Origin of the sequence: Yoonia sp. (assembly GCF_036007805.1) — a bacterium.
Classification (GTDB): Bacteria; Pseudomonadota; Alphaproteobacteria; order Rhodobacterales; family Rhodobacteraceae; genus Yoonia.
Genome location: NZ_DASYOK010000301.1, coordinates 1 through 10,255, shown reverse-complemented (window position 1 = coordinate 10,255; position 10,255 = coordinate 1). Strand labels below are relative to the sequence as shown.

Here is a 10,255-nt window from a genome sequence, read left to right as displayed (position 1 = left end):
GAGGTGATCGGCCAGCTTGATCCGGAAGAACTGGCCGATGCGGTGCGTGATCTGGAAAGCGACGATGTTGTCGACCTTGTCGAATACCTTGATGACACGCAGACAGAGGCAGTTCTGGATGCGCTGGATGCCAGCGACCGTGTGGTTGTCGAACAGGCGCTGTCCTACCCCGAAGAATCCGCTGGCCGCCACATGCAGTCCGAACTGGTGCGCGCACCAGAGCATTGGACCGTGGGCGAGATGATTGACTATCTGCGCTCGGATGTGGTGCTGCCCGACCAGTTTTATCATGTCATTCTGGTTGATCCGCGCCTCAAGGCGCTGGGCTATGTCACCTTGGGTCGTGTGCTGAGCCACCCGCGCGACACGCTGCTGCGCGATCTCAAGGAAGATACGTTCCGGACATTCCATGTTGAACAGGATGTGGAAGAGGTGGCGCAGGCCATCAACCACTATCACATGATCACGGCACCCGTGGTGGATAATGACGACCGGATCGTCGGTGTCATCACCATTGATGATGCGATGATGTTTCTTGAGGAAGAAGCCGAGGAAGATATTCTGCGTCTGGCCGGTGTCGGTGAAGGCAGCCTGTCGGACCGCGTAATCGCTACCACCAAGTCGCGTTTTCCGTGGCTGGCGGTGAACCTGTTGACGGCGATTTTTGCGTCATTGGTGATTTCGCTCTTTGAAGAAACCATCGCGGGACTTGTGGCGCTTGCCGTTCTGATGCCCATCGTCGCCTCGATGGGCGGGAATGCCGGCACCCAATCGCTGACGGTCGCGGTGCGTGCGCTGGCGACCCGCGATCTGACCACTGCCAACGTCTGGCGCGTGATCAAACGTGAGGTTCTGGTGGGCCTGATCAACGGCCTGATCTTTGCCGTCGTGATGGGGGTCGTCGGCGTCGTCTGGTTCGGCTCGCCGATGCTGGGCGTCGTCATTGCTGTGGCGATGGTCATCAATATGGTTGTGGCCGGTCTGGCGGGTACCGTGATCCCTGTGCTTTTGGAAAAGATGGGGATCGACCCCGCCCTTGCCTCGGGTGCTTTCGTGACCACCGTGACCGATGTGGTGGGCTTTTTCGCCTTCCTCGGCCTTGCTGCGATGTGGTTGCTCTGATGGATAAATCCGCCGCCCGTACCGCTGCTTTTGCGCGGCGCAAAACGGCCCATAACCCGCATATTGCAGCGGCCGGATATCTGAGTGAAGTGCTTGCCGGATTTCGCGGCGTGCCGCTGGCAGGCTATATGGCGATGCGGACCGAGATTGATCCGACCCCCGCCATGGAAGAGGCCGCAGCCCATGGGCCTGTCGGTGTGCCTGTCATTATCGGGGCAGGGCAGCCGCTACAGTTTCGGCTGTGGGAGCCTGATTGCGCCATGATCGAAGGCGCATTCGGCGCGATGATCCCCGAGGCAGGCGATTGGATGATCCCGCAAATCCTGATTGTGCCGCTGGTTGCCTTTGACCGCAGGGGCGGGCGTCTGGGCTATGGTGGCGGGTTCTATGACCGGACGCTGGAGGCCCTGCGCGCGGCGCAACCCACGATGGCGATTGGCTTTGCCTATGGCGCGCAGGAAGATGAGGGTCTGCCGTTGGAGCCGACAGACCAACCGCTTGATCTGATTGTGACGGAAACGGGCGTAATCACGCCCTAGCAGTTAGCTTTCCGAGAACGCCGCCATGACCTCATCCGAGGCTTCAAAATTGGCGGTGACACGCTGCACGTCATCGTCTTCTTCCAGCGTATCAAGAAGCTTCATCAGCTTGGTCAGACCTTCCAGGTCAACCTCGGTCGTGATGTTTGGCTGCCAGATCAGCTTGGTGCTTTCGCTTTCGCCAAGTTCAGCTTCCAGCGCGTTCGCCACCTCATTCAGGTCTGTGTCAGCGCAGATAATGACGTGGTTTTCGTCATCGCTTTGCACGTCTTCGGCACCGGCCTCGATTGCGGCCATCATCACGGTATCGGCGTCGCCCACAGAGGCAGGGTAAACAACCTGACCCTTGCGGTCGAACATGAACCCGACAGACCCTGTTTCACCAAGGTTGCCGCCGTTCTTGGAAAAGGTCGAACGCACGGTTGATGCGGTGCGGTTGCGGTTGTCGGTCATCGCTTCGACGATCACGGCCACACCGTTGGGGCCATAGCCCTCGTAGCGGATTTCATCATAGTTTTCCGCGTCGCCACCTTGCGATTTCTTGATCGCGCGGTCGATCACGTCCTTGGGGACAGAGCTTGATTTGGCCTCTTTGACAGCCAGACGCAGACGCGGGTTCTTATCGGGGTCCGGATCGCCCATTTTGGCGGCCACAGTGATTTCCTTGGCAAGCTTGGAAAACAGCTTGGAGCGCAGTTTATCCTGCCGCCCTTTGCGGTGCTGAATATTTGCCCATTTGGAGTGGCCAGCCATCGGAAAACCTCGTGTGATAACGCCTTGATCTGCGCTTCTATACGGCAAGCACCATGGCCGCCGCAACCCCGTCTAAAGTGGCCAGATAAAGGGGATTACAAAGGAAACAATCGGCGCCAGCGACAGGTTCAGCGGGATGCCGAATTTCAGAAAGTCCGAGAATTTATACCCGCCGGGGCCGTAAACCAAAGTATTGGTCTGATAGCCGATGGGCGTGGCAAAGCTTGCACTGGCGGCGATCATGACGGCCACGACCAAGGGGCGCGGATCAACGCCAAGGGCGCTGGCCAGACCGATGGCAATCGGTGTCATGACGACGGCGACCGCGTTATTGGAGACAAGTTCGGTCAGGATGCTGGAGAGCAGGTAGACGGACAGCACCACAAGGAAGGGTGGCATCACGAGCATCACAGGCGACAAGGTGTCGGCAATCATCTCTACGGCACCCGAGGATTGCAACGCCGAGCCCACGCCCAGCATTGCGAAAATCAGCGCGAGCAGGCGGCCATCAATATGAGAAAACGCCTCATCCGCATCAATGCAGCCGGTCATCAAGACAACCGTGACACCTAGCATCGCGAGCATCAGGATCGGGGCCACACCAAGGGCTGCCAGCGTGACAACGCCCAACAGGACGCCAATCGCCACTGGCGCATGACCACGGCGATAGGCGCGCTGGGACGCTTCGGACACATCGCCAAGGTTCATATCCTCGGCCAGACGCTGGATGTCCTCGGGGGCACCTTCCAGCAGGATCGTATCACCGACACGAATGACGATATCGTCGATTTGCGCGCTGATGTTGGCGTTCCGCCGGTGCAACGCCAGCGGATAAACCGCATAACGCCGCCGCAGGCGCATTGACCCAAGCCGGCGATTCACCATCTTGCAGTTCGGCGTGATCAGGACCTCGACGGTCTTTGTCTCCACGGCGGAAAGCTGATCGACGCGCCGCAACTCCTTGTTGTTTTGCAGCGACAGAAGCTCGGTCATCTCGGTGCGCAAAACGATGCGGTCGCCCACCTGGAGTGTGACATTCTTCAGATTGCGGCGCAGCGATTGATCCCCCCGCACCACGTCGATCAGGCGCACGCCATCCCGCTTGAACAGTTGCACCCCCATGACTTCACGCCCGATCAGGTTGCTGTCGGGTGGGATGACGGCCTCGGAAAAGAATTTCTTCTTGGACCGGTCCGAGAGCATTGTCGCCATGCTCTGCCGGTCGGGTAGCAGGCGAGGGGCCATGAAATAGAGATATGTAAAGGTCCACAGCACCACCACGATACCGATCGGGAAGATCTCGAGGATCCCAAAGGGCGCAAGCCCCGATGCCCGCGCGACCCCATCCACCAAAAGGTTCGTCGATGTCCCCAAAAGCGTCATGGTGCCGCCCACAATCGCGGCATAGCTGAGCGGGATCAGCAATTTCGATGCAGAGGTGCCCAGCGATCGTGCGAGTTGGACAAAGACGGGGATCATCACAACAACGAGCGGTGTGTTGTTCATGATCGCACTCGCGACAGCGACAAAGACGAGCCCCCCGCCAATCGCACGCGCAGGGCTGACCTTGGCCTGCCGCTCGGCCAGTTGGGTCAGTGCATTCAGGGCACCTGTGCGCACGAGAGCGCCGACAATAATAAACATTGCCGCAATCGTCCAAGGGGCAGGGTTGGCAAAGGCGGCCACTGCCGCCTCATAAGGCAGGACACCCGTGGCCAGCAGGATCGAAACCCCGATCATGGCCACGACTTCGGTGGGATAAACTTCGCGCAAGAACATGATAAACATGCCCAGCACGACGGCCATCGTCAGTATGGCGCTTTGCGTTTGTGTGAGTGACAGAAAACTATCCATGGACTTTATTTTCGCGCAGTGTCGGACGTGCCGCAAGCCGTGGTTGTACAAGGCTCAGCCCAATGGCCATGCACAACAGCGCCAGCCAGACCCAGATGCTATAGGTTTCGCCCAAGAGCAGCATCGCCCAGAAGACGCCCGAACCCGTCACAACATAGCTGACCTGACCCGCAAACACTGATCCCGCGCGCGCAATGAGCCAGACATAGCCCACATAGACCAGTACATGCACGATTGATCCAACCAAGAGCGCAAAATCCGCCAAGATGAAGGGGGACGTCGGCACAAAGAACTGTCCCGATCCAAGCGCCAGCGGCAGCGCAATCACCGTGCCAATGGCCGATGCCCCGAACAGGGCCTGAAACGGATCAAGGCCGGCTGTGCCCCAGCGGGCCACGATGTTGCCCTCGCAGGCATAACAAAAGGGTGCGACCAGCGCCAAAGGCAGAAAGGCGATCATCGCCCGCTCCGGCAGGCTGGCCTCGGGCAGGGCGATCAGGCCGACGCCGATCAGGCCAAGGCAGAGGCCCCCCAAACGGCGGAACGAGAAATGATCGTTGCCCAATGCCAAAGCAATCGGAAAGGCCATCATCGGGATCGTGGCAATCACAATCGACATAATACCAGAGGGCAGATGAAAGGCCGCGCGATAGCTCGCTGTGCCGGGAATAAGTGTGCCGATCGTTGCGATCATCAGCCAGACAGCGAGCGTCTTGGCTGTGAAGGGCATACGCCCAAGCTGGCGCCAGCGCACCACACCCAAGAGAACGGCACCAATCAGCATTTGCCAGAAAATGATGCCAAAAGGTTGATACCCTGCCGTTACCGTGATCTTGATCAACGGCGTCGTCAGCCCCCATCCACATCCCAGCAGCAACAGGAAACCCGTCAGCCGCGCGCGTTCCGACATCATGCAGGGCCCGCCTGTGACAGTCGCCCGCCCTGGCGCACCATCTCCACTCTGGTGGCTTTGCCGGTCATATTGTCGGTCTCGACGTACAGGCCAGAGAGTGTCGCTTCTTCTGCCGCAGGCGTGAAGCGTGATTTCGGCATACCGGTGATAAACCGGCGCAGGGGTTCGGTCTTTTCCATGCCGATGACAGAGTTATAGTCACCGCACATGCCCGCATCGGTCATATAGGCGGTGCCGCCGGACAGGATCATCGCGTCGCCTGTGGGCACATGGGTGTGGGTGCCGACAACAATGCTCGCGCGACCATCACAGAAATGACCGACGGCCATTTTTTCGGAGGTTGCTTCGCAGTGAATGTCAATCAGGCTGGCCGCCACCTGACCGCCCATCGGGTACTGGCGCAAGAGGGCGTCCAGCGCTGAAAACGGATCATCAAAGGGGCGTTTCATGAACACCTGACCCAGCACCTGTGCCACCAGAACCTTGCGCCCGCCGGGTGCGTTGAAAACCCGCGCACCGACACCGGGGGCGGCCTTTGAATAGTTTATCGGGCGGATAACCCGCTGTTCTTTCTCAATAAAGCCCAGCATGTCCTTTTGGTCGAAGGCATGGTCGCCCAAGGTCACAACATCCGCGCCCGCATCCAGCAGCAGGTTTGCGTGATCGCCCGAAAGCCCCATGCCAGAGGTTGCGTTTTCGCCATTCACCACCACAAAATCCAGCTTCCACGCGGCCCGTAAACGGGGCAGGTGGGTGGTAATCGCAGCACGGCCCGCGCGGCCCATCACATCGCCAAGAAAGAGTATCTTCATCCTTGCGTTGTTACGGCGCTTGCGCGCATTCATCCAGCGGTTTCTGCGCGCTTGCCTTTGGCGCGTTCCGGTGCAACGGATGGCACATGGAAACAAAAGCGCAATCCCGTCCGGTGGCCGGTATCTTCTGGATGGTCGTGACCGGCCTGATGTTCGTGGCGGTCACCGCCGTGGTCAAACATGTGGGCGATGATGTGCCGGCAGCACAGGCTGCATTCTTGCGGTATGTGCTAGGGCTGGTGTTTTTGCTGCCTATGATCCGGCCCATTCTGGCGGCGCATCTGACGGGGCGGCAGAAAAAGCTCTTCTGGGCGCGTGGGGCTGTCCACACATTGGCGGTGATCCTGTGGTTCTTTGCCATGGCGCGGATTCCCATCGCTGAGGTGACGGCGATGAACTATCTCTCGCCGGTCTATGTCTCTTTGGGTGCTGCGCTGTTTTTGGGTGAACGTCTGCCGCCGCGGCGTCTGGCGGCCGTCATCATGGCGCTGATCGGGGCAGTGATCATCCTGCGCCCCGGCGTGCGTGAGGTGGAGATCGGCCATATCGCGATGCTGGGGACGGCGGTGTTTTTTGCGATCGGCTATCTGATCGCCAAGCAGCTTTCGGGCGAGGTGTCGGCCCCTGTGGTTGTCGGTATGCTGTCGATCACGGTGACCGTGGGTCTGGCACCCTTTGCCTTTGCGGTGTGGGTGACACCCACCCTACCGCAACTCGGATGGTTGTTTCTGGTCGCCTGTTTTGCGACCGCGGGGCACTATGCGATGACGCTAGCTTTTGCCGCTGCACCACTGACCGTGACGCAACCTGTGACGTTTCTGCAACTGGTCTGGGCGGTTTTGCTCGGGGCTGTGATGTTCGGTGAGGCTGTCGACGGCTGGGTCATCTTCGGTGGTGCGGTGATTATGGCCTCGGTCAGTTTCATCACGTGGCGCGAGGCTGTGGCGCGGCGTAACATAACGCCCGCTGTGCCTGCGACGAAGGTGTGATGCCTCCGGCGGAAGTTTGAAGAGACATGGAAAATAGGGGCTTAGTCCGCCTGCGGGCTGAGCCTTGCAAGCAGAGACGCCTGGGTGACGACACCGACAGGCTTGCCGTTTTCCGTGACCTGCAACCCAGTGCCGTCAATCCGGTCTATGATCTCCTGCACGGGAGTTTCTACATCAATTGCGGCCCCCTCTGCGGTGCCGTCTGTCATCACATCACAGGCGGTCAGCACGCCCAGCGGGTTCATATGGGCCACGAATTCCGCGACATAACCATTGGCCGGATTGGTGAAAATCTCTCGCGGGGTGCCGCATTGGACAATCCGCCCACCTTCCATGATGGCGATGCGATTGCCGATTTTGAAGGCTTCATCCAGATCGTGGCTGACAAAGATGATTGTACGCCCGCGCTGCTTTTGCAGTTCCAGCAACTCGTCTTGCAGGCGGGTGCGGATCAGCGGATCTAGCGCCGAGAAGGGTTCATCCATCAATAGGATCGGCGCATCGGTCGCAAAGGCGCGTGCAAGGCCCACGCGCTGTTGCATCCCGCCTGAGAGTTCACCGACCAGCGCATCGGCACGGTCGGCCAGCCCCACCATCTCGAGCTCCTGATCGACGCGGGCACGCCGTGCGGCGGGCTCCATCCCCGCCCGTTCAAGCCCGAGGCCCACGTTATCGCGCACGGTCCGCCATGGCAGCAGGCCGAATTGCTGGAAGACCATCGACACGCATTCCCGCCGCACCCGCCGCAGGTCGTTGGGCGAACAGTTCACGACATCACAGGTCCAGTCGCCATCAAAAATGCGGACCTCGCCACGGATCACTGGGTTCAGGCCGTTGACCGCGCGCAGCAAGGTTGACTTCCCTGACCCCGACAGCCCCATCAGAACGAGTATTTCGCCCGCTTTGACATTCAGCGAACAATTATGCACGCCCAGAATCTGATCTGTTTTTTCGCGAATTTCGGGGCGCTCAAGCCCTTCGTCCATCAAGGGCAGGGCGGTTTCAGGGCGGGCGCCGAAGACGATCGAGACGTTATCAAATTCAACAGCATTCATTTCGATTTCACCCGCAGCATCCGGTCCAGCATGATGGCGACAACGACGATGACAAAGCCGCTTTCAAACCCGAGAGAGGTATTCACCGTGTTCAGCGCGCGGATCACCGGCACGCCAAGGCCGCTCGCCCCGACGAGGGCCGCGATGACCACCATCGACAGCGAAAGCATGATGGTTTGGTTCAGCCCCGCCATGATTTGCGGCATGGCCGAGGGCAGTTCAACCTTGAAGAGCACTTGGTGTTTGGTGGCACCAAAGGCTTGGGCGGCTTCCAAGAGCGGCGTGGGGGTTGAGGCGACGCCGAGGTAGGTCAGACGGATTGGTGCTGGCAGCACAAAGATGACGGTTGCGATCAGGCCGGGCACCATGCCGATCCCGAAAAACACAATCGCGGGGATGAGGTAAACAAAGGTGGGCAGGGTCTGCATCAGGTCCAGCACCGGCACCATCGCGCGATAGAGGCGCGGGCGATGTGCGGCGGCAATCCCCACAGGTACCCCGATCCCCATGCAGACGACACAGGCCGACAACACGAGGGTCAGAGACTGCATGGTCTCTTCCCAGTAGTCTTGATTCAGGATGAACAGGAACCCGACCACGATAAAGAGCGGTGTTTTCCAGTTGCGTTGCAGCAGCCAAGTGAGGCCTGCGAAAGCGGCGATAATGAAGAACGGATGTGGCGTTTCGAGCACCCAGAGGATCGCGTCGATCAGCGCCTCCATCGTGTCGGACAGCCAGTCAAAAAAGAAGCTGAGGTTGTTGTTCATCCAATCAAAGATGGATTTCGCCCATGCTCCAATCGGGATTTTGTTCTCCGTCAGCCAGTCCATGCCGCACCTTCCGTCTTAAATGTGACAGGCCCCGCGTGGGGGCCTGTCAAAGTCGTCTTACATGCCCAAGGCGGCGTTCACGGCTGTGACCGCGTCACCACCGTCTTTGGTGGTCACACCGTCGAGCCAGGCCACATAGGCATCAGGGTTGGCTTTCAACCATGCGGTCGCGGCATCCGCAGGATCGGCCCCGTCATTCAGGATCGCGCCCATGATTTCATTTTCCATGGCGAGCGAGAATTCAAGATTGGTCAGAAGCGTCCCGACATTGGGGCAGCTGTCCACAAAACCTGCAGATGTGTTGGTAAAGACGGTTGCACCGCCAAGGTTGGGGCCAAACCAGTCATCGCCGCCTTCCAGATAGGACATATCGAAGTTGGCGTTCATCGGGTGGGGTTCCCAGCCCAGAAACACAATCGGCTCATCGCGGCCAGAGGCACGGTCGACCTGTGCGAGCATGCCCTGTTCAGAGCTTTCGACGACTTCGAAATCACTGAGGCCGAATGCGTCAGCCGCGATCATATCCATGATCAGACGGTTGCCATCATTGCCGGGCTCGATGCCGTAGATCTTGCCCTCCAGCGCGTCCGCATTTGCCGCGATATCGGCAAAAGTGGCGATCCCCATATCGGCAGCGGCACGGTTCACAGCCAGCGTATATTTCGCACCTTCAAGGTTCGCGCGGACGGTATCGACAGTGCCCGCTTCGCGGTAAGGTGCGATATCGGCTTCCATGGTGGGCATCCAGTTGCCAAGGAACACATCCACGTCGCCTTCGGCGAGCGAGATATATGTCACAGGCACAGAAAGCACCTTGATGTCGGTGTCATATCCAAGCGCTTCCAGCACGACAGTTGTCGCGGCTGTCGTTGCGGTGATGTCGGTCCAGCCCACATCAGAGAAGGTCACCGTATCACAGTCTGCCAAGGCCGGTGCAGCGGCGCAGATGGCCAGCACGGAAAGAGTTGATTTCAATTTCATGTCGTTCTCCCAGTTTTTTCTTGATTGACGAGTCAATAAAGAACCATTTATCTGCCTGGACTCACCGATAAAGAGGGAATGATGCCCAAGCTTGGAATGGAGCCTATCCGCCGCGCGGCCTTAGTGAAAGCCACGATTGACGAAATCGGTGCAGTCGGGAATCTGGACGTGACGGTAAGCAATATTGCTAAGCGTGCGGGCATGTCGTCAGCACTGGCGCATCACTATTTTGGCGGCAAGGAGCAGATCTTTCTGGCCGCCATGCGCCATACGCTTTCAGAATACAGATCCGAAGTATGCAGCGCGCTGAAGCAGGCCAAAGGCCATAAAGAGCGGTTGGAAGCGATTGTTCGCGCGGGGTTTACTGCAAACAACTTCCAGCCTGAGGTGATTGCCGCATGGCTGAA

At 59.0% G+C, this 10,255-nt stretch carries 11 protein-coding genes; 4 read left to right on the top strand and 7 right to left on the bottom strand.

Annotation, left to right across the window (positions count from 1 at the left end; genetic code table 11):
• Together mgtE and VGP75_RS15790 are read left to right on the top strand one after the other, a co-directional pair.
• On the top strand, positions 1–1,122 hold a 1,122-nt coding region (gene mgtE, locus VGP75_RS15795; RefSeq protein WP_327544574.1), incomplete at its 5' end, for a magnesium transporter.
• A complete protein-coding gene (locus VGP75_RS15790; protein WP_327544573.1) occupies positions 1,122–1,661 on the top strand; it encodes a 5-formyltetrahydrofolate cyclo-ligase in 540 nt (179 codons plus the stop codon). The genes mgtE and VGP75_RS15790, both read left to right, overlap by 1 nt.
• A gap of 3 nt (positions 1,662–1,664) precedes the next feature.
• Here VGP75_RS15790 and VGP75_RS15785 read toward each other — a convergent pair whose 3' ends face one another.
• The 4 genes from VGP75_RS15785 to VGP75_RS15770 form a co-directional block, all read right to left on the bottom strand.
• A complete protein-coding gene (locus VGP75_RS15785; RefSeq protein WP_327544572.1) occupies positions 1,665–2,414 on the bottom strand; it encodes a YebC/PmpR family DNA-binding transcriptional regulator in 750 nt (249 codons plus the stop codon).
• Positions 2,415–2,486: 72 nt separating this feature from the next.
• Positions 2,487–4,268, bottom strand: a complete 1,782-nt coding sequence (locus tag VGP75_RS15780) for an SLC13 family permease (RefSeq protein ID WP_327544571.1) — start codon at positions 4,266–4,268, stop codon at positions 2,487–2,489.
• The gene (locus VGP75_RS15775) at positions 4,261–5,181 is read right to left on the bottom strand and encodes a DMT family transporter (protein WP_327544570.1); all 921 of its coding nucleotides are present in this window, start codon (positions 5,179–5,181) and stop codon (positions 4,261–4,263) included. Before VGP75_RS15775 ends, VGP75_RS15780 begins: the two co-directional genes overlap by 8 nt.
• Positions 5,178–5,993 carry a TIGR00282 family metallophosphoesterase gene (locus VGP75_RS15770; RefSeq protein ID WP_327544569.1) on the bottom strand — a complete coding sequence of 272 codons (816 nt, stop codon included), beginning with the start codon at positions 5,991–5,993 and terminating at the stop codon, positions 5,178–5,180. Before VGP75_RS15770 ends, VGP75_RS15775 begins: the two co-directional genes overlap by 4 nt.
• An 86-nt stretch (positions 5,994–6,079) precedes the next feature.
• On the opposite strand from VGP75_RS15770, the gene VGP75_RS15765 reads away from it, so the two are divergent.
• The gene (locus VGP75_RS15765) at positions 6,080–6,982 is read left to right on the top strand and encodes a DMT family transporter (RefSeq protein ID WP_327544568.1); all 903 of its coding nucleotides are present in this window, start codon (positions 6,080–6,082) and stop codon (positions 6,980–6,982) included.
• Between the two features lie 41 nt (positions 6,983–7,023).
• Here the strand turns inward: VGP75_RS15765 and choV are convergent, their stop codons facing one another.
• The 3 genes from choV to choX are packed head-to-tail and all read right to left on the bottom strand — an operon-like array spanning position 7,024 to position 9,848.
• The gene (gene choV / locus VGP75_RS15760; protein WP_327544567.1) at positions 7,024–8,037 is read right to left on the bottom strand and encodes a choline ABC transporter ATP-binding protein; all 1,014 of its coding nucleotides are present in this window, start codon (positions 8,035–8,037) and stop codon (positions 7,024–7,026) included.
• Positions 8,034–8,867: a choline ABC transporter permease subunit gene (gene choW / locus VGP75_RS15755; protein ID WP_327544566.1), complete on the bottom strand. Its 834-nt coding sequence runs from the start codon at positions 8,865–8,867 to the stop codon at positions 8,034–8,036. Before choW ends, choV begins: the two co-directional genes overlap by 4 nt.
• Positions 8,868–8,924: 57 nt before the next feature.
• Positions 8,925–9,848: a choline ABC transporter substrate-binding protein gene (gene choX, locus VGP75_RS15750; RefSeq protein WP_327544565.1), complete on the bottom strand. Its 924-nt coding sequence runs from the start codon at positions 9,846–9,848 to the stop codon at positions 8,925–8,927.
• Positions 9,849–9,929: 81 nt separating this feature from the next.
• Between choX and betI the strand changes: the two genes are divergently transcribed.
• The coding region (betI, locus tag VGP75_RS15745) for a transcriptional regulator BetI (RefSeq protein WP_327544564.1) at positions 9,930–10,255 on the top strand (326 nt) is incomplete at its 3' end.